The sequence below is a fragment of the Pararhizobium sp. P1_E7 genome, assembly GCF_056405855.1.
The window spans coordinates 23852-48105 of record NZ_JBFUBH010000001.1; the positions used below are offsets into that span (position 1 = coordinate 23852).

Consider the following 24254-nt stretch of genomic DNA (forward strand, 5'->3'; position numbering starts at 1 on the left):
GCGATGTTGCCACAGTTGGCGCATGTCCGACTCGCAGAACCATCGGGCGCTTGCGCCGCGCCGCCACGACGAAATATTAAGGCGCCTCGCCACCGACGGCTCGGTGAGCATCACGGAGCTGGCGGCTTTCTTCGACGTGTCGCGTGAGACGATCCGCCGCGACATGAAACAGCTGGCCGAGCGCGGCCAGCTTGACCTCGTCCATGGTGGCGCCGCGCTGTTTGAGGCGACGGAACCCGCACTTTCGTTGCGCAGCCAGGAGAATGCCGCCGGGAAGGAGGCGATTGGCCGGGCGGCGGCGGCGCTCATCGAAGACGGCATGGTGGTGTTCCTCGACTCCGGCACGACGACGCTTGCGGTCGCCCACGCGCTCACCGGCCGGAAAAGCCTGACAATCTGCACCACCAGCCTGACGATTGCGCTGTATCTTTGCCGGCAGCCCAATCTGCGCGTGCACATGCTTGGCGGCGAGATCGACCCTGCCGAGGAAGCGGCCACCGGGATCGATGCGATTGAGGCGATCGGCCGCTTCCGTGTTGATCTGGCCTTTCTGGGCGGAGGCGGCCTGTCGCCCGACGGCGAGGTCACAGACTTCACCCGCAATGGCGCCGAGCAGCGCTCGCGCCTGGTCGCGACCGCCGGGAGAGCCTACTTCGTGCTTGATAGCGCCAAGTTCGGGCGTCTCACGCCCCTGCGCATCCCCGGCTTCGAGCGCGCGGTCGGCGTCATCGTCGATCAGTCCCCGCCGGCCCTGATAGTCGAGGCGCTCGAGCGCAAGGGCCCGAAGCTGATCCTGGGATCGTGATGCGCACAGAAGTTTAGTTTTGTGGTAATTTGTTTCATTTTGTGTTGTCTTTTGCCGCGATCCCGCTAAGGTCGAACTGGCGGCTGATCTTTCATCCGCTCGGCCCCTCCCGCCCCGGGTTTGCCCATGTCAGCCTTTGCGCTTACCATTGTTTTTGTCGCGGCTTTCCTGCATGCGAGCTGGAATGCGCTGGTCAAGGCGGCGAAAGACCGTGCCGTCGTACTTGCGGCGGTTTCCGCCATGCACACTGTGATCGGCGCGGCGCTCGTCCTGCTTGCCGAGCCGCCGGCGCCGGCCAGTTGGATCTGCATCTTCCTATCGACGGTCATCCACTACGGCTACTACGTCTTCCTCTTCCAATCCTACCGGCTCGGTGACCTGTCGCAGGTCTATCCGATCTCGCGCGGGCTCGCACCGGTGCTGGTAGCCGCCAGCTCATTTCTGCTGATCGGCGAGAACCTTTCGCCCGCGGGCTGGACCGGCCTGGCGGCGATTTCGGCCGGCATCGGATATCTCGCGATCCAGAGGGGAGCAGCAAAGGCCGATCCGCGGGCGGTCGGCGTGGCGGCAATCAACGGCCTGCTGATCGCCGCCTATTCGGTGACCGACGGCATCGGCGTGAGGCTGAGCGGCAATCCCTTCGGCTATATGGGCTGGCTCTTCCTGCTGGAGCTGCCGGTGTCACTGTGCGTATTCGCCCACAAATGGCGCGGCTCCGCCGCCATAGAGAGCCGCACTGTTGCGCTCGGCCTCCTAGGCGGCGTCGGGGCCGTCACCGCCTATGGGCTCGTCATCTATGCCAAGACGATCGCTCCGCTCGGGGCGGTATCGGCGGTACGAGAATCGAGCGTGATCATTGCGGCACTGATCGGGCTTTTCATCTTCGGCGAGAGACCATTGCTCGGGCGGATCGTCTGTGCCGCGATCGTCGCCGGCGGTGTCGTCACCCTTGCGTTCTCCGCCTGAGGAGCATCTGGGCGCGCTCGAAAAGTATAAGTCACACCTTCCATATTATAAGAATAATAGATTTTACTTATTGACTGCCGGTTTCCAGTATCGGGTTGGAAGAGGCGTAATTCCAGGCATCTGTCATCTTCAAAATGGCAGTTGTCGCCTTTCCAAAATACATGGCGCTTAAGCCAAAAAAAGGGGAGCAGATACGAATGCATCAGCAGAAATCTCTCATACTTGCCGCTTTTACCGCAACGCTCATGTCGACGGCTGCATTGGCCGAAACTCAGCTAACGGTCTACACCGCTATCGAGGCCGAGGACCTCAAACGCTACGCGGAAACGTTCAATCAGGATCACCCCGACATCAAGCTCAACTTCGTCAGGGATTCGACCGGCGTCATCACTGCCAAGCTTCTCGCCGAAAAAGACAACCCGCAGGCCGATGTTATCTGGGGGCTCGCCGCCACCTCGCTGCTTGTCCTGAAGGCCGAAGGCATGCTTCAGCCTTACGCGCCGAAGGGCGCCGAGCTTCTCAAGCCGAAGTTCCTCGACAAGGATACGCCGCCGAGCTGGGTCGGCATGGATGCCTGGTCGGCCTCCATCTGTTTCAACACGGTAGAAGGCGCCAAACTTGGCCTGGCCGAACCGACGAGCTGGAAGGACCTCACGAAGCCGGAATACAAGGGCTATGTCGTAATGCCCAATCCAGCCTCGTCCGGCACCGGTTATCTCGACGTGTCGAGCTGGCTTCAACTCTTCGGCGAGCCGGGCGGCTGGGCCTACATGGATGAACTCCACCGAAACATCGCCACCTATACGCATTCCGGCTCCAAGCCGTGCAAGATGGCGGCGGCCGGCGAGATTCCGATCGGCATTTCCTTCGAGTTCCGGGCCGCCAAGTCGAAGGCGGAAGGAGCGCCTCTCGACATCATCATTCCGAAAGAAGGCATCGGCTGGGACATGGAAGCGTCCGCGGTCATCGCCGGCACTGCCAACGAAGAGGCGGCCAAGACGCTCCTCGACTGGTCTGTCAGCAAGAAAGCCAATGAGATGTACAATGTCGGCTACGCCGTTGTGGCGATGCCGGGCGTGGCCAAGCCAGTTCCGTACCTGCCCGCCGACATCGAAAACAGGATGATCGACAACGACTTCGATTGGGCTGCCAACAATCGCAAGGTGATCCTGGAGAAGTGGGAGAAGCGCTACGACGGCAAGTCCGAGCCGAAGGGCTGACACAGTCGACCGGAGGCGGGGCGGCCCCTGACGGCGCGCCCCGCCGCAACGCATCAGATCGCCGCAGAAGCCGGAATTGATGTGAACCCTGGCTGCGCAGCCAGCAACCGCGACAGAGACACGCAGGATGAGCGCCGCCAGGACCAGGGCCGAGCGCACCTACCTCAGAACAACAATCTGAAGGAACACGGGCGTGACGTGGTGCATGACAGTATGCTCCGGTCAGATACGTCCAGGTGTGGCGCACATGCATTTGGCCGGGCGGCAGGCTTGACCACGGTTCGCAGTTTCACGATAGTGCACGTGTTAAGTGATGAGCCGCAGTTGGACTGTTCTGTTGGGAGGCGGAATTGGAACTTTTGCACACGCGCAGTCTCGTGCCGTCCAGTTGGACGGCTGTGCCCTATGATCAGTGGGCCGACGATCTTCATTCCATATGCGGCAGTTTCAATCCACGGCTCACCGAGCGCGGGCGCGATGTCCGGGGGGCCGCGCGCGGCATCGACGTTTGCGGCATGCAGTTCGCGCATGTTTCGAATGACCTCGATTGCGTGCATCGAAATTGGGATGACATCAGACGCGACACGGCCGAGCACCTGTTTCTGATCGTCCAGCTCGAGGGATCCTGCGGCGTCGACCATGTCGGCCAGCGGGCCACGCTGGATGTCGGCGATTGCATCCTAGTCGATTCCACCAAGCCCACGACCTTTCATTTCGGCGGCAATTTTTCCAACCACCTCTCCATGCACCTGCCACGCCAGACCATGTATTCGGGAAAGCGGGACACGTTCGATATCGCCCGCAAGCTTGAAGGTTTTGATCCGATGGCGATCATGCTGCGCGCGCTGATTGCCAAGATCATGTCGACGCCCGACACCGACGGGAATTCCGCGAGCCTCAAGGAATTGATGTTCAACGCCACCCGCCAGGCATTCGTGTCGGATACGGACCTGTTGCTGCATCCAACCTACGAGAGCGCAACGCGGCGCATGCAGATGGTGGACATGCTGATCGACCAGCACCTGACCGACACCAACCTGTCGGCCAAGTGGCTGGCGACCCGTATCGGCATTTCGATCCGGACGCTGCAGCAGGATTTCCACGGCGTCGGTGTCACCTGCACGACCATCATCCGCGACAGGCGGTTGCGTCTCGCCAAGGAACAGATCGAGCAGATCAGGGATGTCAAAGGTGCCAAGACGATCGCGGAAGTCGCTTACTCCGCGGGTTTCAACGATATTTCCTACTTCAATCGCAGCTTCAAGGACCTGTTCGATTGTGCCCCTACCGATTGTCTGAAGCAGGGGAGCGGCAAGGCGGCAGACTTAAGGTGCCACAACGACTTTAGCGCCCCTTGAATGACGCGCGGCGCTGGCGTGCTTTTCTGCGGCACTGCACCTGCGCTTTTCTCCAAATCGAGCTGCGCAATCCTCCAAGACAGGAAAATCCACTCGGCCCATGATGCCTCCATGCAAAAGCGCGGTTTCCACTGCGCGTGCGGGAGGAGTAGCATTACATGGAATACACCCTGCTCATCGGCGGGCAGCGCGTTGCTGCCGCAAACCATGCCGAGGTGAGAAATCCGTCCACGGGCGCGCTTGTCGGCCTGATGCCACTGGCAACGCCCGGGCAGCTCGACCAGGCCGTGGCCGCCGCGGGCCAAGCCTTCAAGACCTGGAGCCAGACGTCCGACCACAGCCGTATCGAGGCCTGCCGCCTGATCGCCGAAGCCATATCCAAGCATGCGGAGGAGCTGGCAACGCTGCTGACGCTGGAGCAGGGCAAGCCGATGAACGGTCTCGGCTCGCGTTTCGAAATCGGCGGCGCCATGGCCTGGACGCGCCACACAGCCGAGCTCGCGCTTCCGGTCGAGGTGCTCCAGGACGACAATGAGGGTCGCGTCGAGCTGCATCGCAAGCCGATCGGCGTCGTGGGTTCGATCACGCCCTGGAACTGGCCGGTGATGATTGCTTGCTGGCATATCATTCCGGCGATCCGCGCCGGCAACACCGTCGTGATCAAGCCGTCGCCGATGACGCCGCTTTCGACCATCCGCCTCATCGAGATCGTCAGCGAGGTCCTGCCGCCCGGCGTCGTCAACGTCATTACCGGCGAAAACGCGATCGGCGCCATGCTTTCTGCCCATCCCGGCATCGCCAAGATGACCTTCACCGGCTCGACAGCGACCGGCAAGAAGATCATGGCCTCGGCGGTCGAGACCCTCAAGCGCCTGACATTGGAACTTGGCGGCAACGATGCCGGTATCGTGCTGCCCGACGCCGATCCCAAGGGCATAGCCGAGGGACTTTTCTGGGGCGCGTTCATCAATAACGGCCAGACCTGCGCGGCTCTGAAGCGCCTCTATGTGCATGACAGCATCTATGACGCCGTCTGCGAGGCGCTTGCCGACTATGCCGGGCGGATCACCGTCGGTGACGGCATGGACGAGAAGAGCGTGCTCGGTCCGGTCCAGAACGAAATCCAGTTCAACAAGGTACGCGACCTCGTCGAGGACGCCCGTGTCAATGGCGGCCGGATCCTGACGGGTGGCGCGCCGATGGAACGGCCCGGCTATTTCTATCCGGTCACACTGGTGGCCGATGCCGCCGATGGCATGCGGATCGTCGATGAGGAGCAGTTCGGTCCTGCTTTGCCGATCATCCGCTACAGCGAAATCGACGAGGTGATCGAACGCGCCAACCGCAACCCGGCAGGGCTTGGCGGCTCGGTTTGGTCGTCGGACCCCGAAAAGGCCAGGCACTATGCGCTCAAGCTCGAATGCGGATCGGTCTGGATCAACAAGCATGGTGCAATCCAGCCGAACGCGCCCTTCGGGGGCGTCAAGAGTTCCGGCATCGGGGTCGAATTCGGCGCCGAGGGGCTCAAGGAGTTCACCACCATCCAGACCGTGTTGAGCTGACCATGGAAAGCTATGACTATATCGTCGTCGGCGGCGGATCATCGGGTTGCGTGCTCGCCAACCGGCTTTCGGAAAATCCGGCCAACATGGTGCTGCTGATCGAATCCGGCCGCGCCGACAAGGATCCGTTCATCCATATCCCGGCCACGTTCTTCAAGGTGCTGGGCAAAGGGATCGATGTTCATCCCTACGCCTCCGAACCCGAGAAGGGCCTCAACGGCCGGCCGGCGATGGTGCCGCAGGGCAATGTGCTGGGTGGCGGCAGTTCGATCAACGCGATGATCTATATCCGCGGCCATCGCAATGACTACGACACCTGGTCGCAGATGGGTTGCCAGGGCTGGAGCTACGAGGACGTGCTTCCCGCGTTCCGCTCGCTTGAAAATAATGAGCGGCTCAACGGGCATTATCACGGCACGGCGGGTACGCTTTCGGTCTCCGATCCCCGCCACCGCCACCCCCTCAGCGAAGCCTTCGTCAAGGCCGCCGTCGAGGCCGGCTTGCCGCTCAATGCGGATTTCAACGGCGAGAGCCAGGAGGGCGCCGGTTTCTACCAGAGCACGACGCGCAACGGCCGCCGCTGGAGTTCCGCCCAGGCTTTCCTGCGTGAGGCCGAGAAACGGCGAAACGTGCGGATCATGACGGAAACAAAGGTTGCGCGTGTTCTCTTTGAAGGCAAGCGGGCGTCCGGCGTCGAGCTTCTTGACGGTACAAGACTGAGGGCGACGAGGGAAATCGTGCTGACATCAGGCGCGATCGCGACGCCGAAGATCCTGCAGCTTTCCGGTATCGGTGAAGCCGGCGCGCTGGGTGCTCTGGGCATCCCGGTCGTGGCGGACCTGCCGGGCGTCGGCGCGAATTTCCAGGACCATCTCGAAGTTCCGGTTCAGGGCGAGACCCGGGATCCGATCTCGATCCTCGGTCATGACGCCGGTCTCAAGGCCATCATGCACATGGCGCGCTACCTGCTGACGCATCGCGGGCTTCTCAGTTCCAATGTCGTTGAAAGCGGCGGCTTTATCGATACCGCCGGTACGGGCCAGCCGGATATCCAGTTCCACGTGCTGCCGGCGTTGGTGGGCTTTGCCGACCGCACGCCAGAGCCGGGGCACGGCCTCAGCATCGGGCCCTGTTTTCTCAGGCCGCGTTCGCGCGGCACGGTTCGCCTGAAATCCGCCGACCCCCACGAGGGCGCGCTGTTCAATGCCAATGCGCTGTCCGACCCGGCCGATGTCGAGACGCTGATGCGTGGCGTTACCACCGCGATCCGCATTCTGGAGGCCCCATCGCTTGCAAGGCTCATCAAGCGCCGCGTCCTGCCAAGGCCAGGGGTCGAGAAGGACCCCGACGCGCTGCGCGACTACATCCGCCAGACCGCCAAGACCGTGTTTCACCCGTCCGGCACCGCCCGGATGGGCAGGACGGACGATCGCATGGCGGTCGTCGATTCCAGTCTCAAGGTGCATGGCGTGCAGGGTCTCAGGGTCAGCGATGCCTCGGTCATGCCGACGCTCGTCTCCGGCAACACCAATGCACCGGTGATGATGATCGCCGCGCGGGCGGCTGCGTTCATCACCGGCAAGGCGATCCCGACCTGACCGATTAGGCGACGAGGCCGATCGGGCGAGAAGGACCGGCGCATGGGAGTTCGCCGGTCGTGGATAGCGAAAAACAACGGAGGAGAAATTCATGAAAAGATCAGCTTATCTGCTTGCTGCCACGGCAGGCTTCATCATCGCCTCGAGCGCGGGTGCATGGGCCGCGCCCAAATGCGGCCTCAGCAATGGCAACAAGGCCGAGGGTGACCCGATCCTGGTTGGCGCCGTCGTCGGCCGGACCGGCCCGGACGACTTCTCGTCGTCTGCCGATGCGGCCGCCGCCTATTTCAAATGCGTCAACGAAAACGGTGGCATCAACGGCCGGCCGATCGAATATCTGGTCGAGGACGACCAGTGGAATCCCGAAGTCGCGGGCCAGGTCGCAACCAAGCTCGTCAAGGACAGACAAGTCGTGGCGCTGGTCTCCAGCGGCTCCTTCGTCGAGATGGGCGTCAATGCCAAGCTCTACGAGGACGAGGGCGTGATGTCGATGGCGGCGGCCTGTGCAGTCTCCGAGTGCTTCGAGTCCCGGAATATCGTCTCGACCAATGAGGGGCCATTGCCTTCGACGGTGGGTGCCGCGCAATGGGCGGCCGGCAATCTCGGATCGAAGAACGTCGTCTGCATCGGTCTTACCATTCCCTCCGTCGGCCAGTATTCCTGCGGCTGGATGGAGAAATACATGGCGTCCAAGAGCTTGAAGGGTTCGAGCGTGCTGCTCGATCCCGGCGCGGCCGACATGAATTCCGCCTATCTGGAAGCGGTGGCATCGGGCGCCGATACCATTCTCGTCAACCTGCCGGCCGGCATGGCCGCCGCCTTCCTGCAGGTGGTGATCGAATCGGGCGCAAGGGACGATTACAAATGGATCTCCTCGACGCCGCTCTATGACAAGGACGTGCCGGGACTTCTCGGCGACGCCTGGTCGGGCGTCATGCATGTCAACGCGGAACTCATGCCGATCGACGGCACCGGACCCGATGCCACCAACTGGCGTGAGGTGATGGACAAATACGCATCCGAAAGCGATCCGCGCGACACGTTCAGCCAGTCAGGCTATCTCTCGGCCCGCTTCTTCGTGGATGCGATGCTGAAGCTCGATCCGGCCAAGATCGATCGCGCCACAGTCACGGAGGCGATCCGCAACATCAAGAATGAGAAATCGGACCTGCTCTGCGGTCCCTATTATGTCGGCGACGGCGATCGCCATATGCCCAACCACGCCAATATCATGATGCAGATGGTCGATGGCGGCTTCAAGCAGGTCGGCGATTGCGCCGACGTCGACAGTGCCTATCTCGACCCGATCCGGGCCCAGGAAAAAGAGCTCGGCGTCGTCCAGAATTGAGTGAGAAACCGATGGGTGCTTATGGTCTCTTCCTGGTATCCGGCCTTGCCGTGGGCGCGCTTTACGCCCTCGGCGGGGTCGGGCTTGTGCTTCTGAACCGCGCGACCGGCGTGCTGAATTTCGCCTATGGCGCGATCGGCGCGCTCGGGGCCATGTGCGCCTGGCAGGTCCTTCAATGGGGATATCCCGAACCGATGGCGTGGCTTGCATGCCTTGCCATCGGGTTCCTGCTCTCGACCGGTTATGGCGCGCTTGTCGCGCCCGGCCTCAGCCATCGCGAGCCCGTGGTCAAGGCTGTCGCGACGCTTGGCTTCGGCATCGCCATTCTGGGCGCCATGAATTTGCTGTGGGTGGTCAATCCACGCAAGCTGACGCTGGCAATGGATGGAGTATCGCTTAACATACTGGGTCTGAGAATGACCGCGACGCGTCTGCTTGCCCTCGTCGCCGGCGTGGCGATCACGGCCGGTACGGGTATCTTTCTCGTTCGAACGCGGCTGGGCCTGATGATGCGCACGCTTGCCGACGATCGCCAGCTGGCAGCGGTGCTCGGCGCGCCGATCCGCAAGGTCGAGACCATCGCCTGGGGATTTTCGGGCCTGCTTGCGGGCATTAACGGCATGCTGTTCGGCGATCTCGTGCGGCTCGATCCCGTCGTGCTGACCTTCATCGTCATTCCGATCATCGCCACGACGGTGGTCGGCCGGCTGACCTCGATCAAGGTCACGTTCTTCGCCGGTCTTGCGATCGGCATCATCGAAAGCTTCATCACGCTCTATAAGCCGCTGGCAGCCTTTCGCGTCGCATCGCCGTTCATTGTTGCGATTCTCGCACTGATGTGGCTGCAGCGCGGGCGCAAACTCACATTTTCGGGAGCGGATTGATGGCGCTCGCATCGCACTTGTCCGCTATACCGGACGCTCCGGCCCGCAAACCGAGCCTGATGATGGCCGGCCCGCCGCTCGTGCTGCTGGTTGCCGCCATCGTGCTGCCGATGGTGGCCGCGGCGCTCTGGCTGAAAGTCATGACGTCGGTGGCGATCTATGCGCTGACGGCCGCCAGCATCGCCTTGCTCTATCGAAAGCTCGGACAGGTTTCGCTTGCCCAGGTGGCCTTCATGGGATGCGGCGGCTGGATTGCCCTTCGCCTCGCCCATGGCACCGGCCTTCCGTTCGAAATCAACATTCTTGCCGGAGGCGTTTTTGCCGCCGTGGTCGGAATGCTCTTTGCCTATCCGGCCTTGCGCATGCGAGGGCTTTATCTCGCGCTGGTGACCCTGATGGCCGCCGGAGGCTTCGGCATTCTCATCAATGTCATCCAGTTTCCGAACGGCGGTGAGGGCGTGCTTGGCTTTGCCGTCAAGTCAGTCTCGTACATGCCGCGACCCTGGATCGCGCAAACCGACGAAGCCTATTTCCGCTATTGCATCGGCGTGGCCTTTCTCGGCTTCATGGTGATCTACCTGCATGAGCGGGGCAAGCCCGGCCGCGCCTGGTCGCTCATCCGCAAGAGCGAGGCCGCGGCCATGGCGGTCGGCATCAATGTGACGGCGTACAAGGTGTGGGGCTTTGCGCTTTCCGGCTTCCTGGCCGGCGTCGCCGGCGGGCTGCTCGCCGGCAACCTGCAACTCCTCGACGCGCGCTCGTTTCCGCCGGCGGAATCGGTGATGATCTTCGCGCTCACCATCGTCGGCGGCGCATGGCATTGGTATGGCGCGGTCATCGCAGCGCTGCTCTATCGTTTCGTGCCGGCGCTTCTCAACGATCTCGGCGTCAGCGGCGATGCGGCCTTCATCATCTTCGGTGCGGCGCTGATCCACGCATTGATGACGGCGCCGCGCGGCATCGCCGGACAGTTGGCCGATCTTGCAGGCAGGCTCACCCGCAAGGAGGACGGCCGATGATTGCGATCCACGATATCACCGTCGCCTTCGGCGGCGTCTTGGCGCTCAACCGCCTCACCGTCGATCTTGCCGACCCGGTGGTTGGCATCATCGGCCCCAATGGCGCGGGCAAGACCACGTTCCTGAATGTGATGTCCGGCTTCGCGGTGCCGAAGGCGGGCGCGATCAACGCTTTCGGCACCGAAATCCTGGCGCTCCGGCAGCACCAGCGCAGCCGCTGGGGCCTGCGCCGCTCGTTCCAGAAGGAGCAGGTGGTGGACGAGCTGACAGTCGAGGACAATGTCGGCGTCGTGCTGGACAGCCTGTCGCTTGGGGCCACCGAGCGCGAACGGCAGCTGTCTGCCGCATTGGAATTCGCGGGCCTCGCGCCCCTGAGAAAGATGCCGGCGGCCGGGCTGAATGCGTTTCACCGGCGAATGACGGAGATAGCCCGTTGCGTCGCCGGCCAGCCGAAACTGCTGCTGCTTGATGAACCGGGGGCGGGACTGTCCCAGAATGAAGTGGAAATCCTGCGACGGACGATCTCCGATATCCACGGGTTCAACGGTGCGATGACGCTGCTCATCGATCACGATGTCGATCTCATCCAGGCGGTGTGTTCATCGACGATGGTGCTCGATTTCGGCTCGCTCGTCACATCAGGCCCGACCGGCGATGTGCTGAGCGATCCGCGTGTGCGGGCCGTCTATCTCGGCGTGGAGGAAGTGGCATGAGCCGGGTCGTCATCAGCAATCTTTCCGTCCGCCGCGGCAACAAGCTTGCCGTCGACGATCTGTCGCTGACCCTGGAGGCGGGCCGGATCACCGCGCTCCTGGGGCCGAACGGCGCAGGCAAGAGCACGCTCGTTCTGGCGCTTGCAGGCGCGCTGCCGATCGAAAGCGGCACGGTCACAATCGACGGCAAGCTGTTGAGCGCCAAGGCACCCGAGGCGATCCGCGCGGCCGGTCTTGCCGCTGTCCCGGAAGGCCACCGCGTGCTCTGCGGGTTGAGCGTGCACGACAACCTGCTGGCCGCGGGGTTCGGTCACAGCGCCGCGGCCGCCAGGGAGGCGGTGACGGAGGTTTACGGCATTTTTCCCGAACTGGCCGAGCGTAAGGGCCAGAAAGCCGGCTCGATGTCCGGCGGCCAGCAGCAGATGCTGGCGCTCGGGCAAGCCCTGGTGGCGCGGCCGAAGTTCATCCTTGCCGACGAAATGTCGCTCGGGCTGTCGCCTCTCATCGTCAAGCGCCTGATGGGTGTGGTGGTGAAGCTGGCAGAGCAGGGCACGGGTATTCTTCTGATCGAGCAGTTCACGCATATTGCGCTGAAGCTGGCCGGGGCGGCCAATGTCATGTCGCGCGGCAGGCTGACATTCTCCGGCGCTCCGGGCCGGCTGATCGACGAGCCGGATATTCTTCATCGCGCCTATCTTGCGCAATAGGGGGCCAAGATGGGAAACGCAATTGCGATCGCCGATGGCGCGGATTTCCCCGGTTTGGCCCGGCAGCTCTTCGGCGCCGTGCGGCTCGATTTTTCCGCTCAGCCGGGTGAAAACAGGCATCTGGCGTCGGTCATGCTCGGTGATTGCCGGATTTCGGAGCTGGAGGCCGGCGCCCATACCGTGCACGGCGAGCGGGTGGCGCGGGCCAGTCACGATCCCGATGCGCTGAAGCTGTTGATCCAGACGGAAGGACGCTCTCAAATTTCGCAAGGCGGGCGCACCGTCGATTTCGGCGGCGGCATGCCCGTCGTCTATGATCCGACGAAGCCCTATGTTCTGGTCAACCGAACGCGGGTGCGGCTGGTGATGCTGCAGGTGCCGCGCAATATGTTTTCCGGTGCCGTGCGGGACGCGCTTGTATCGCCGTTCCTGCCACAAAGGGCGCTTGCCGGGCTTTGCCATGTGCTGCTTTCGACGACGGAAACGACGCTACGCGAGGCTGGCAGCCTGGATGAGACGAGCCGGGTACGGCTTGGCCGGACGCTGGTGGACATGGTGCGTCCGCTCATCGAGCCGGATATCATCGCTGACAGCTTCTCGAAACCGAACTCGCTGGAAATATTGCTGGCAAGAGCCAAGGCGTTCATCGAGGCGCATCTGGAGGACCCGGATCTGCCGGTGGAGCGCATTGCCGTGCGGATGGGCTGTTCGCCGCGCTACGTCTTTCGCGCTTTCGAGGCCGAGGGGACGACACCCTCGCAGTTCATCTGGAATGCACGGTTGGCGCGGGCGCAGGCGGACCTTGGGTCGACGGCCTGCGCCGGCCGGACGATCAGCGACATCGCCTTCTCGCTCGGCTTTTCCTCGAGCGCGCATTTCTCGCGTCTGTTCCGCGAGCGTTTCGGCCTATCGCCGCGCGACTTCCGCCGCGCGAAAATTCCGTCCCTCAGGCCATAGCCTCTGCAACCCGCAATGTGTCGGTAAACTGCTCGAAACGCCGGATCTTGCCCCCGGATGCGCCCCAGACATGCACGACACGGACGTTCATTGCCTTGCCCGTGGCCTTGTGGGTCGCCGTGTAGTTGCCGATCGCGACTGCTTCATCGCCAGCGTCAAGCAGGCGCTCGAGCGTGAAAGCGTAATCGTCGAACTGACTGCCAAGAGGTTTGAAGACGCCTTCGACGATGGCATCCGGGCCGACATAGGTGCCTGCGCAGGGAAAGCCGTCCATCTCCGTCCACCGGCAGTCCGGTGCGATATCGGCCAGCATGCCGATAAGGTCCTTGCGGTCATTGGCAGCATAGTGGTCGCGAACGAGTTCGTATGTGCTGCGCATCAGACTGGCTCCTGGCCGGGCAGGTAGTAGGTCATCGACACCTTGCGGATGAAGGCGCCGGCCGGATTGTTCTGGATCGAACCGTTGCCGGCAATCCCGAGGAACTTGCCGGTCGAGCGCATATCATTGAGATTGTAGAAGAAGGTGGAAGCCACCGGGATCTTGAACTCGCGGAACGTGAAGACGTACTGCTCCTCGTCGAATTTGTATGTCGTGGCGAGATCGACGTCGCCGTGGCCGCGCTGCACACCCACCAGGCACTGCCATGCATAGCGTTCGGAGGAGAGATAGGTGTGCTCGTAGGTATGGTTGGGGCTGTAGGTGAAGTGTGCCCTCAGCCCGATCAGGTCGCGGGTCTTCTCCGGCTTGAAGCCTGTCGCGTCGCCTGACGTGCCGGGGCGGAAGATCTGGGTCACCTGCGGCTCGCCGATCGCCTGCTCCTTTTCCCGGACGATCGAGTAGATCGAGAGCGCGCGGCCGGTGCCGATATTGAGGATGAGTGTCTCGGATTCCTTCGGGCGCGAGGCAAAGACGATCTCGACGAAATATGTCGAGGGCGCGACTTCGATCACTTCGGATTTGTCGATGCCGCTGCCTGCACCGTCCGACCATTCGACCTTACCGGATGAGAAGGCGAGATCGAGTTTGCGGCCATCCTCGAAGGTCACGCGGTGCGACGTGCCGTCGAGCGCGGCCGTCGGCGGCAGCCGGTTTGTGTCGATCCCGTAGGCGAACTGATCATAGGTCTTCCAGTCCTTGGGGGTCTGCTGGTTCATGTGTTCCTCCTCGTTCCTAATCGACCATGGCAAGTGTGGGCAGGTCGACGGTGCTCGCGCCGCCATCGACGGTCAGGATCGCGCCGTTGATCATCCGTGCCTCGGACGAGGCGAGAAAACAGACGGCATTGGCGACGTCTTGAGGGGTGGCGGGCATGCCGAGCGGCACGTCCTTCGTCACCAGCCGATAGGCCTCCTCGATCGAGCCCAGGCTGTGCTTTTCCATCACGAACTGCATTTCTTCGTCGGCCATCGGTGTCGTCACCCAGCCGGGGCAAACGGTGTTGGTCCGGACCCCCTTGCGGCCGTAGTCGCGGGCAAGCGATTTTGCGAACCCGATGCAGGCGTGTTTCATGGTGACGTAGCCAGCCGCATCGGGCCCGGCAAACAGCCCGGCGATCGAGGCGAGCACGACGATGTTTCCCCTGCGTGCAATCAGCTGCGGCAGGCACTCGCGCGCGCTGACGAAGGCAGTGTTGAGATTGAGCCGTGTGGCAAGCGCCCAGGTCTCGTCCGACATTTCGGTTGTCGGCCCCATGCCATGGCCACCCGCATTGGCGATCAGGATATCGATGCCGCCGAATTTCCCGGTGATCGTGGAGACGGCCTCTTTCATCGACGGGGTGTCGGCCGCGTCGGCCTGGACGACGAGGGCGCCGATCTCGCCGGCGATCGCCTGCAGCGGTTCCCGGCGCCGGCCGATCAGCGCCACCTTGCCGCCCTCGCTGGCGATCCTGCGCGCCACCGCGGCGCCGATGCCCGTACCGCCGCCGGTAATCACCGCGGTCTTGCCGTGAAATTTCATGGAACTCCTCCTTGCGTGATATGCAATCTAGCGAAGTACCCGCGCACCGGCTTTCCCCGGCACGAACCTGAATTTGTCCGGGAGTGAAAAATCCGCGCAACGGGAATGCGGCGCCGGCCCGGCTCAAGCCGCCGTCTGACCGGCGTCGCCGAGATAGAGGCGATGCAGATGGGCCGGATCACGGGCGAGGGCCTCGCATCCGCCATCATAGACCATCTGTCCACGCCGCAGCACATAGGCACGGTTACCGATGGCGAGCGCGAGCGACGCAAACTGCTCGACCAAAAGGACGGCCATACCCTTGTCGGCGAGCCTTCGGACTGCCGTCATCAGGCGGCCGACCACGACCGGCGCCAAACCCGACGACATTTCGTCGATCATGATCACCTTCGGCCGGTTGACGATCGATCGGGCGATCACCAGCATCTGCTGCTCGCCGCCCGACAGCATGCCGGCCCTGATATCGCGGCGCTGCAGCAATTCCGGGAAGAGATCGTAGGCCTCCTGCAGGCCGGCAGCGGGATGAAGCGCGACCTTGAGATTCTCCTCGGTCGTCATCTGCGAAAAGACCGTGCGCCCCTGTTCGACATGGCTGAGCCCGGCGCGTGCCCGGATGCCGGGCCGGAGCCTTGCAAGAGCGATGCCATCGAGATCGACCGAACCAGCCGCGACAGGAATGATGCCGGAAAGGCTTTCGAGCAGGGTGGTCTTGCCAGCGCCGTTCGAGCCGAGCAGCACGCTGACCTCGCCGCTTTTGACTTCGAGATCGACCCCGCGCACGACGGAGATCCCGGCGCGGTTGACGACGAGGCCGTTGACTAAGAGCGCGGTCATTCTGCAGCCTCCTCCAGTTCGATGCCCATATAGGCTTTCTGCACGATCGGCATGGCGAGCACGGCCTTAGGCGCGCCGCTGGCGATGACGCGCCCGAAATCGAACACGGTGATCTCGGTGCAGGCCCGCCGTACCAGGTCCATGTCGTGTTCGATCAACAGCACCGCCGAGCCGAATTTCTCCGGGATGGCGGCGATCCGCTCGCCAAGCTTGAGCGCCTCGTCATAGGACTGGCCGGCCGCGGGCTCGTCGAGCAGGATGACAGGCGGGCGGGCGGCAACGACGCCCGCGACGTCGAGCAGGCGCCGTGTGCCGGCATCGACCGATGCGATCGGGGTTTTCGCCGGCGGGCAATCGAACCATTGCAGGATTGCGGCGAGTTCCGCATCGCCGATCGGCCCGGCGGCCAGGCGGACATATTCGCCGACGCGGAGTTCGGGCGCGATGCGGGTCGTCTGCCAGGTGCGGCGGATCCCGGCGCGTGCGCGCATCGCCGCCGAGGCGCCTTCGAGCGGTTTTCCGTCGAGCTTCACCGAGCCTTCGTAATGGGCGAGGAAGCCGGCGATGGCATCGACCATGGTCGATTTTCCGGCACCGTTCGGTCCGACAAGGCCGACGACGGTCTTGGCGGGAACCTTGAGATTGACCTTGTCGAGCGCCACGACCGCGCCATAGCGGACGGTCAGGTCCGTAACCTCGAGCGCCAATCCGTCTTCATGTGCGACCGCTGCCGGCAGTTGGCCGGACAGATCCGCGGTTGCGGCCGCTACGCGTCCTGGAAGCCACTTGCGCCCGAGCCGCGCCCAGGTCTCGCTGATCGTCTCCCCGGTCGAGAGTGCCTGCACAGCACCCAGCGCGAAGAAGACATTGCCGACATCCTGCGGCAGGTTCAACCGCCTGAGGAGTTCCGGAAACAGCGTGATCAGGATGCCGCCGATGATCGCGCCGAGCGTGAAATGCGCGCCGACCATGGTCGATACCGCAAACAGCGCCAGCGACTGCATCATGTTGAAATTCTCGGCCACCAGCGTACCGAGATAGCCGGCAAGCAAGCCTCCCGAAATGCCTGAGATGAAGGCGCTGATTGCAAAGGCGCTGAGCTTTGCGCTTGGAATGCTGACGCCATGGGCCGCCGCGGCCCGCTCGGAATGCCGCACGGCGAGCCAGGATGCGCCAAGTCTCGAGCGGCTGACGAACTCCAGCACCACGGCGATGACGCCGTAAAACCCGAGGATGAAGACGAAGTAGCCACGGTCGCTGTCGAAGAATTCGGGGCGAACGACCTGGGTGAAGGTGGTCTGGCCGGGAAATGTGATCGTTGCCAGCACGGTGTCGAAGGCTGCGGCAAAGCCGAGGGTGACGATGGCGAGGTTGATGCCGCGCAGGCGCAGCGCGGGAAGGCCGATCGCCACGCCGACCGGTACGGCGGCAAGCCCGCCGATCAGGACCCAGACGGTCAGTCCGCCGGGTGCTTGGATGAGGTTGAGATAGCCTGTGACCCAGGCCCCGACGCCGGCAAAGGACATCTGGCACAGCGAGATCATGCCGGTGCGGCCGGTCACCAGCCCGAGACTCTGCAACGCGATCCCGACGATGAAGACGGCGGTGATCAGGAACACCCAGTATTTGGGCAGCAGGATCAGGACGAGGGCGCCGAGGACGGCGAGAGACAGCGCGGTTGTCGCGGCGGCGCGAATGCTAGCGTGCTTCATCCCAGCGGGCTCCTCTTTGCGACCAGAGAAGGACGGCAAGAATGACAAGGAAGGGAACGGTCGAGCGATACTGGCTGAACGCATCGAGGCCGCTTGCGAGGCCCTCGATGACACCGATCATGACGCCGCCGAGAAGGGCTGCACGGAAGCTGACGAAGGCGCCGATCAGCGCTGCCGCCAGGGCCGGAACCACCAGCAGGCTGAGCGACATGAAATCCGGCGAGCGCAGCGGGGCGATGATCATCAGCGCGAAGGATGTAACCGCGCCCATCAGCGCCCAGACGCCGAGTGCAAGTAGCCGCACGCGAATGCCGATCAGTTCGGCGGCCATCGGGCGTTGCGATAGCGCGCGAAGCTCAAGGCCGGTGCGGGTGCGGGCGAGGAACTGCTCGGTGGCAACCGTGAAGACGACGGAGATCAACAGCGTGACGACCGCCGCCCAGGTGACCTCGACGCCGGCAAGGCGAAAGGCTGAACCCGGTATCAGCTCCGGAAAGAAATGGGGATGCTGACCGCCCGTCAGCCGAAGGCCGACTGCGATGATGCCGACAAGCAGGGCGGCGGTGACGGCTGCCTTTGTCGAAGCATTGGAATTGGCAAACCACGTGGTCATGACGAGGCCTACAAGCACTGCCGCAAACGCGCCCGCGGCAATGCCGAGCAGGGCTGCGGGCATGAGCGGCATGCCCAGCTCGTAGAGCGCGACCATTGCGAAGGTGCCTGAGGCACCGATCGCGGCGCCGGTAAAATTGACCACCGCCACGAGCCGGTAGGTGAAGATCGCGCAGACCCCGAGGATGGCATAGGCGCCTCCGGCGGATAATCCGGCGACTGCGGATGTGAAGAGAGAGTTCATTCCGGAGCTCCGGTTATGGCGTCATTGGCGGCGCAGCCGGTCCCCTTCAAAAAAGGGGACCTTGCGCAGTGTCGGGAAACATCTTTCGATGCCGCCTCACTCAGTCTTGGGCAGGGTAAACCATTCTGGCGACTTCACCGTCCACTTGCCGTCCACGAGCTGCATGATCTTGGAGGCCTGCATGGGCGAGTGGCTGCCGGCATCGCCGAAGACATACGGGCTTCCGGCGATCGGGTATTTCAGTTCCTTGCCTTGCTTGAGGGCGGCAGTCACGGATTCGCGGGTGACTTCGCCGTCGATCCCCGAGATGGTGTCGATCAGCACCTTGGCGGCCATGTAACCGCCCTGGGAAAATGCCGTTTTCGGAAGGCCCGCCGTTTCCATCGACTTGGTCCAGTCCGTATTGGCCTCGCTGGCTTCCGTGTAAGGCTCCCACTCGGTGCCGACATAGATCGGCTGCCGGCTGCCGGCGAGCGCCTTGGCAACGCCTTCGGTATAGCCGGGAGCAAGGAATATCCAGTTGATGCCGGAGATCTTCTGCGCTTCCGCAGTCTTGACCCACTGCACCACACCGGGTTCGACCTGGTTTGTCAGCACCGCATCACAGCCTGCGTCGCGCGCCTTGATCACATAAGGCGTCAGGTCGCCTTGCAAGGGAAGCGTCATGTCGACGAGGGCGATCGTCTTGCCGCTCATCTTTTCCCAGCGGGCGACAGCACCGGCATAGGCTTCCTGCGTGCCGCCGATAATGGCGAAGAAGGCGCAGGCTTTCTGGGAATTCAAGGTCTTCGACGCATAGTCCAGCATGACGGTGGTCAGCGTATACGGTCCGACATTGACCGGGGAGACGCTCGGCGCATTGAAGCAAAGCGGATCGACGCCAACGCCCTGGACCGAAAGAAGATCGTTCTTCTTGTAGGTGCCGGCGTTGACAGCGCAATCGAGCAGGCTGGCGCCACCGCCGAGAACCACGACCTCCTTATTGTCGATCAGGTCACGCGCGGACTGGGCTGCGACCTGCGGGTCGGCCTTGTCGTCGGCCATCGTGTATTCGATCTTGCAACCATTGATGCCGCCGGCCGCATTGAGCTGTTCGAAGACGGCTGCTGCTGCCTTTGGGGCGTCGGAAAAATCCACAATGCCGGTGATCGTCGAGACGCTACCAATTTGGATCGGCCCGTTCTCGCAGGCCGGTGCGGCAAGTGCCGCAGTGCCCGACAGAACGAGGCCGAGTATGGCCGCACTGAGCACCGGGATGATGGTTCTGATTGTCATGTCGTTCCCTTTCTTGTTTTTGAAGCACGGCGGTTTCCTCTCCGCCGGAAAACTATCGCTGGAAGACGGCTCTCCCCTCGAAGTAGGTCGTCAGCACCCTGGTGGCGGCGATCCGGTTGGCGGGTATGTCAAACACATTCTGGTCGAGCACGATGACATCGGCTGACTTGCCTGGCTGGAGCGAGCCGGTCTCGCCGCCGATGCCCATCGCGATTGCGGCGTTAAGCGTGTAGATTTCGATTGCCGAGGCGAGATCGATCGCCTGTTCGGGCCAGAGCGAGACGCCGGGGAAGGCGCCTGACGGATTCTGCCGTGTCACCATGCCCTCGATGCCGTGCCACGGATCGGGCACGGGGATGACCGGCCAGTCGGAGCCGCCGGCAAGCAGGGCGCCCGAATTCTTGAGGTCGGCGATCGGCCAGAAATGCGTGGCGCGCGCCTCGCCCATCACCGCCTTGTGGCCCTCAAGGAAGGTGGTCGGATACCAGATCATCGGGCAGAGGTCGGCGACCACGCCCAGTTCGGCAAAGCGCTTGATGTCATCGGCGCGGATGTAGCTCGCATGCGCAATGTGATGCAGAACCTTTGCCGGGCCGTTGAAATGCCGCACCGCTTCGACCGCATCCAGCATCTCGGTCACCGCATAGTCGCCGGTGCAGTGGATCTTCAGCCCCATGCCGAGCTTTTCGGACTTGTCGATGTGCCTGACAAGATCGGGATAGGTGACGAGCACGTCGCCGCGATGGCCGTGCGGATGAGCCGGATCCTGGACGTAGGCGTCGTGGAAGGCTGCCGTCTGCGCCCCTGGCACGCCATCGAGGAAAATCTTGGTAAAGTTCGGCCTGACGTGGCTGGTGCGATATTGATCGCGAAGCGCGAGCAGTTCGTCGCCGGAAAGGCCGAACATGAAGCTCGGTTCGATCAGCGGCAGCGAGGTCACGGCCCATGCCGTCAGCTTGTCCTTGCGGTCGAGACTGGCAAGCGCGGTGAGGATCGGCAGCACCGTGGCGGCGTCCTGGAAGGCGGTGACGCCATAGGAATTGACAATCTCCACGGCGCGCGCCACGGCGATCTCGCCCATCGCTTCAGTGAAATGGGCGGCCGCCACGCGCTCGACGATGCCGGCCGCAGATTCGATCAAGAGGCCGGTCAGGCGGCCGGTCTTCGGATCGCGGCCGAACGCGCCGGCAGGCGGATCGGGCTGGTTGGCCGATATGCCGGAGAGGCGCAGCGCCTCGCTGTTGACCCAGCGATTGTGCACGGTCTCGTCGCGCAGCAATACGGGACGGCCGAGGCTGGCGGCGTCGAGCCTGGCCAGAGCGGTCTCGGTGTTCAGGGTTGCCATCATGTCGGCACCCCACTGGTTGGCGACGATCCACTGACCGGGTGCTGCCTTTTCCGCCTGGCCGCGCACATGGGCGCAGATGTCATCGACGGTGGCTCCGGCGATCAACTGCGTCTCGAAGAGATCGGCCTGTCCGCCCATCATGATGTGGTTGTGGACATCGACGAAGCCGGGCATTGCCATGCGGCCCTGGAGGTCGACGGTCGTGGTGCCGGACCCTGAAAAGCCAGCGATCTCCGCATCGCTGCCCACCGCGACGATCCGGCCGCCTGCGACCGCTATGGCCTCGGCCCAGGGCTTTTCAGGATCTACCGTATAGATCCGCCCATTGGTGAGAATGAGATCGGCGCGACCGGCACCATGCGACATGCCTGCTCCCTTCGACACTGGTTCAATAAATGAACTGCATATTCAATAGTTAGAATGACGCGGGTTGGGAGGCGTGTCAATATAGTTCACACGTTAAATATATCGGATACAGCGCCGCGCGTCATACCTGACGCACAAAGGTCGCGGTAGCACTTTAAATTTGCTGCATAATTTTTCCCTAAATCGATTCCGATCTAAAAAATATGCGGTAGCGAAGAAAGTGCGGGGCCTATTGTCCGGCAAGATGCCGGGCCCGCCATTCGCTGGGTGGCAACCCGGCCCGGCTCTTGAAGAACCGCGAGAAGTAGGCAGCGTCGCGCAGGCCGATCTCGAAGGCGATGTCTTCGAGCGGACGAACGGTGAAAAGCAGCAGGCGCTTGGCCTCGAGCAGCCGCCGTTCGTTGAGGAATTCCTTGACCTGAAGCCCGAATGCCGACTGGCAGGCCTTGGCAAGCAGGTGCGGCGTGGTGTTGAGCGCCGCCACGTAACGCTCCACGGGCCAGTTGTTGCGAAAATTGAGATCGACGAGGCGCCGGAACTCCGAGGCGAGGATGGCATGCACAGTCCTGGCGTCAGATGGTGCCTGGATATCGAACCTGCCGATCTCGGTCAGGGCCGCGGCCGCAAGGCTTGCGAGCGCCTTCTCCATCCCCGGCCGGCCGTCGCGATACTCCTCCATGATCATGTCCATCAGCGATGCAAGCCTGATCCAGCCGGCGGCATCGTCCTTGCCTGATATCATCAGCGGTGAGTCCAGCGGCAGGATCGTGCGCTCGCGCAGCGGTACCAGGGCGCTGTCGGCGATCGAGACGACAATGGCATCCGTTTCGCTCGGCTCGACCGTGAATCCATGGATCACGCCGCTTGGCACGAAGCTCACCGCTGGCGCCAAAAAATCCAACCGCTCTTCCTCGATGAAATAGGTGCCATGTCCCTTCGTCCAGAAGGTGATCTGCGCCATGCGACTGTGCTGATGCGCCTCGACATGGCCAAGGTGCATGTTTTTCCGGGCCATGACGGTCTCGACATGCATGAAGCCGACTTCCAGTGGCCGGTCTGGCTCGCCATATACGAAGAAGCTTGGGATCGAACTTGTCATGGTGTCTACCTGAAAAAGTACAAGCGATTTTGTCATTCTGTGCATGGAGGGGGAGGTGTGCAAGCCCTAATGTCGGGCAAAATCGGAGGAGGATTTCCATGAATTTGCAAGATCATCGCCAGTTCGCACTCGCTGAGGACTATCGCGCCGACAAGACACGGCCTTTTACGGGCGCCGAATATCTCGCCTCGCTGCGCGACGGCCGCGAGGTTTACGTCAATGGCGAGCGTGTGGCCGACGTTACCACCCATCCCTCGATGCGCAATTCCGCCCGCTCGCTTGCCCGGATGTATGACGCACTGCATGCGGAAAAGACCCGCGAACGCCTGACATCGCCGACGGATACCGGCAATGGCGGCTACACCCACAAATATTTCCGCGTGGCGAAATCGTCCGCCGAACTGGTGGCCCAGCAGGGCGCCATCGCCGATTGGGCCCGCATGTCCTATGGCTGGATGGGCCGCACCGCCGACTACAAGGCGGCACTGATGAACACGCTCGGCGCCAATGCCGACTGGTACGGTCCCTTCAAGGACAATGCGCTTGCCTGGCATAAGCGGGCGCAGGAATCCGTGCTGTTCATGAACCATGCGATCGTCAATCCGCCGATCGATCGTCACAAGTCGGCCGACGCGGTGAAGGACGTCTTCGTCCACATCACCAAAGAGACGGATGCCGGCATTTATGTATCCGGCGCCAAGGTGGTGGCGACATCATCGGCGCTGACGCATTACAATTTTCTCGCCCAGAGTTCGGCCACGGTGACCGAAGACCCGTCGCTGTCGGTGATGTTCATCGTTCCGATGAATGCGCCCGGCATCAAGATGTTCTGCCGCGTCTCCTACGAGCAGACGGCCAACACGGTCGGCACGCCTTTCGACTATCCGCTGTCCTCGCGTTTCGACGAGAATGACGCGATCCTGGTGCTCGACAATGTGTTCATCCCCTGGGAAGACGTGCTGGTGCTGCGGGATGCGGTCAAGATCCTGTCTTTCCATCCGGCGTCCGGCTTCATGCATGGCTATTGCTTCCAGGGCTGCACGCGCTTCGCCGTCAAGCTCGATTTCCTTGCGGGCCTGCTGGCGAAGGCGTTGCGGGCGACGGGCGGCGATGCCTTTCGCGGAAACCAGGCGGCACTCGGCGAAGTGATTGCGCTGCGTCACATGTTCTGGACCTTCTCGAACGCCATGGCCTACAATCCTCAGCCATGGGCAAACGGGGCCGTGCTGCCGAACATGGAGGCGGCACTTTCCTACCGGACCTTCATGTCGGAAGCCTATCCGCGTGTCATCGACACGGTGCGGCGGGTCATCGCGTCCGGCCTCATCTACCTGCCGTCCTCGGCCAGGGACTTCAACAATCCTCAGATCGACCGCTACCTTGCGCAATATGTGCGCGGCTCGAACGATATGGGCCATATCGAGCGGATCAAGATCATGAAGCTGCTGTGGGATGCGACCGGCACCGAATTCGGCGGCCGCCATGCGCTCTACGAGCTGAATTACGCCGGCGCGCCGGAGGAAGTTCGCCTGCAGGTGCTCAAGGGTGCCGAACGCGGCGGGCGCCTGCGCGAGATGGAAGCGCTGGTCGATACCTGCATGAACGATTACGACGAAAATGGCTGGACGGGCGACACCTGGCTGCCGCCGCTCAATCGGGCTTGAGGA

At 62.8% G+C, this 24254-nt stretch carries 22 protein-coding genes; 13 read left to right on the top strand and 9 right to left on the bottom strand.

Annotated elements, in window-relative coordinates; all coding sequences use genetic code 11:
- Positions 1-22 precede the first annotated feature (22 nt).
- The 12 genes from AC1D17_RS00115 to AC1D17_RS00170 all read left to right on the top strand — a co-directional run bounded on the left by AC1D17_RS00115 (position 23) and on the right by AC1D17_RS00170 (position 13137).
- Positions 23-805 (top strand): DeoR/GlpR family DNA-binding transcription regulator, encoded by a 783-nt coding sequence (locus AC1D17_RS00115; RefSeq protein WP_477563407.1) that lies wholly within the window; start codon positions 23-25, stop codon positions 803-805.
- Positions 806-931: 126 nt separating this feature from the next.
- Positions 932-1771 (top strand): EamA family transporter, encoded by an 840-nt coding sequence (locus AC1D17_RS00120; RefSeq protein ID WP_477563408.1) that lies wholly within the window; start codon positions 932-934, stop codon positions 1769-1771.
- A 197-nt stretch (positions 1772-1968) separates the two neighbouring features.
- Positions 1969-2991, top strand: coding sequence for a putative 2-aminoethylphosphonate ABC transporter substrate-binding protein (locus tag AC1D17_RS00125; protein ID WP_477563409.1), 1023 nt, complete (start codon positions 1969-1971; stop codon positions 2989-2991).
- 350 nt (positions 2992-3341) lie between these two features.
- The gene (locus tag AC1D17_RS00130; protein WP_477563410.1) at positions 3342-4349 is read left to right on the top strand and encodes a helix-turn-helix domain-containing protein; all 1008 of its coding nucleotides are present in this window, start codon (positions 3342-3344) and stop codon (positions 4347-4349) included.
- Positions 4350-4507: 158 nt separating this feature from the next.
- Entirely contained in the window at positions 4508-5911 is a 1404-nt protein-coding gene (locus tag AC1D17_RS00135; RefSeq protein ID WP_477563411.1) for an aldehyde dehydrogenase family protein, read from the top strand.
- A gap of 2 nt (positions 5912-5913) precedes the next feature.
- On the top strand, positions 5914-7509 hold the full coding sequence (locus tag AC1D17_RS00140; protein WP_477563412.1) for a GMC family oxidoreductase: 1596 nt from the start codon (positions 5914-5916) through the stop codon (positions 7507-7509).
- Between the two features lie 91 nt (positions 7510-7600).
- Positions 7601-8857: an ABC transporter substrate-binding protein gene (locus AC1D17_RS00145; RefSeq protein ID WP_477563413.1), complete on the top strand. Its 1257-nt coding sequence runs from the start codon at positions 7601-7603 to the stop codon at positions 8855-8857.
- 11 nt (positions 8858-8868) lie between these two features.
- Positions 8869-9741 (top strand): branched-chain amino acid ABC transporter permease, encoded by an 873-nt coding sequence (locus AC1D17_RS00150; RefSeq protein ID WP_477563414.1) that lies wholly within the window; start codon positions 8869-8871, stop codon positions 9739-9741.
- On the top strand, positions 9741-10760 hold the full coding sequence (locus tag AC1D17_RS00155) for a branched-chain amino acid ABC transporter permease (RefSeq protein ID WP_477563415.1): 1020 nt from the start codon (positions 9741-9743) through the stop codon (positions 10758-10760). The genes AC1D17_RS00150 and AC1D17_RS00155 overlap by 1 nt, the downstream gene beginning before the upstream one ends.
- Positions 10757-11473, top strand: a complete 717-nt coding sequence (locus AC1D17_RS00160) for an ABC transporter ATP-binding protein (protein WP_477563416.1) — start codon at positions 10757-10759, stop codon at positions 11471-11473. The genes AC1D17_RS00155 and AC1D17_RS00160 overlap by 4 nt, the downstream gene beginning before the upstream one ends.
- Entirely contained in the window at positions 11470-12180 is a 711-nt protein-coding gene (locus AC1D17_RS00165; protein ID WP_477563417.1) for an ABC transporter ATP-binding protein, read from the top strand. Before AC1D17_RS00160 ends, AC1D17_RS00165 begins: the two co-directional genes overlap by 4 nt.
- Positions 12181-12189: 9 nt before the next feature.
- Positions 12190-13137, top strand: coding sequence for a helix-turn-helix domain-containing protein (locus tag AC1D17_RS00170; protein ID WP_477563418.1), 948 nt, complete (start codon positions 12190-12192; stop codon positions 13135-13137).
- On the opposite strand, the gene AC1D17_RS00175 is transcribed toward AC1D17_RS00170, so the two are convergent.
- The 9 genes from AC1D17_RS00175 to AC1D17_RS00215 form a co-directional block, all read right to left on the bottom strand.
- Positions 13127-13516, bottom strand: a complete 390-nt coding sequence (locus AC1D17_RS00175; RefSeq protein WP_477563419.1) for a nuclear transport factor 2 family protein — start codon at positions 13514-13516, stop codon at positions 13127-13129. The two genes, AC1D17_RS00170 and AC1D17_RS00175, sit on opposite strands and share 11 nt — an antisense overlap.
- Positions 13516-14292: a MoaF C-terminal domain-containing protein gene (locus AC1D17_RS00180; RefSeq protein ID WP_477563420.1), complete on the bottom strand. Its 777-nt coding sequence runs from the start codon at positions 14290-14292 to the stop codon at positions 13516-13518. Before AC1D17_RS00180 ends, AC1D17_RS00175 begins: the two co-directional genes overlap by 1 nt.
- Positions 14293-14308: 16 nt before the next feature.
- Positions 14309-15097 carry an SDR family NAD(P)-dependent oxidoreductase gene (locus tag AC1D17_RS00185; RefSeq protein ID WP_477563421.1) on the bottom strand — a complete coding sequence of 263 codons (789 nt, stop codon included), beginning with the start codon at positions 15095-15097 and terminating at the stop codon, positions 14309-14311.
- 123 nt (positions 15098-15220) lie between these two features.
- Positions 15221-15931, bottom strand: coding sequence for an ABC transporter ATP-binding protein (locus AC1D17_RS00190; protein WP_477563422.1), 711 nt, complete (start codon positions 15929-15931; stop codon positions 15221-15223).
- The gene (locus AC1D17_RS00195; protein WP_477563423.1) at positions 15928-17643 is read right to left on the bottom strand and encodes a branched-chain amino acid ABC transporter ATP-binding protein/permease; all 1716 of its coding nucleotides are present in this window, start codon (positions 17641-17643) and stop codon (positions 15928-15930) included. The genes AC1D17_RS00190 and AC1D17_RS00195 overlap by 4 nt, the downstream gene beginning before the upstream one ends.
- Positions 17630-18499, bottom strand: coding sequence for a branched-chain amino acid ABC transporter permease (locus AC1D17_RS00200; protein WP_477563424.1), 870 nt, complete (start codon positions 18497-18499; stop codon positions 17630-17632). The genes AC1D17_RS00195 and AC1D17_RS00200 overlap by 14 nt, the downstream gene beginning before the upstream one ends.
- Positions 18500-18595: 96 nt before the next feature.
- Positions 18596-19774: an ABC transporter substrate-binding protein gene (locus tag AC1D17_RS00205; protein ID WP_477563425.1), complete on the bottom strand. Its 1179-nt coding sequence runs from the start codon at positions 19772-19774 to the stop codon at positions 18596-18598.
- A 52-nt stretch (positions 19775-19826) separates the two neighbouring features.
- Positions 19827-21488, bottom strand: coding sequence for an amidohydrolase (locus AC1D17_RS00210; RefSeq protein ID WP_477563426.1), 1662 nt, complete (start codon positions 21486-21488; stop codon positions 19827-19829).
- Between the two features lie 229 nt (positions 21489-21717).
- Positions 21718-22587, bottom strand: coding sequence for a helix-turn-helix domain-containing protein (locus AC1D17_RS00215; protein WP_477563427.1), 870 nt, complete (start codon positions 22585-22587; stop codon positions 21718-21720).
- A gap of 98 nt (positions 22588-22685) precedes the next feature.
- Here AC1D17_RS00215 and AC1D17_RS00220 point away from each other — a divergent pair, with 98 nt between their 5' ends.
- On the top strand, positions 22686-24251 hold the full coding sequence (locus AC1D17_RS00220; protein ID WP_477563428.1) for a 4-hydroxyphenylacetate 3-hydroxylase N-terminal domain-containing protein: 1566 nt from the start codon (positions 22686-22688) through the stop codon (positions 24249-24251).
- The last annotated feature ends 3 nt before the right edge of the window (positions 24252-24254 follow it).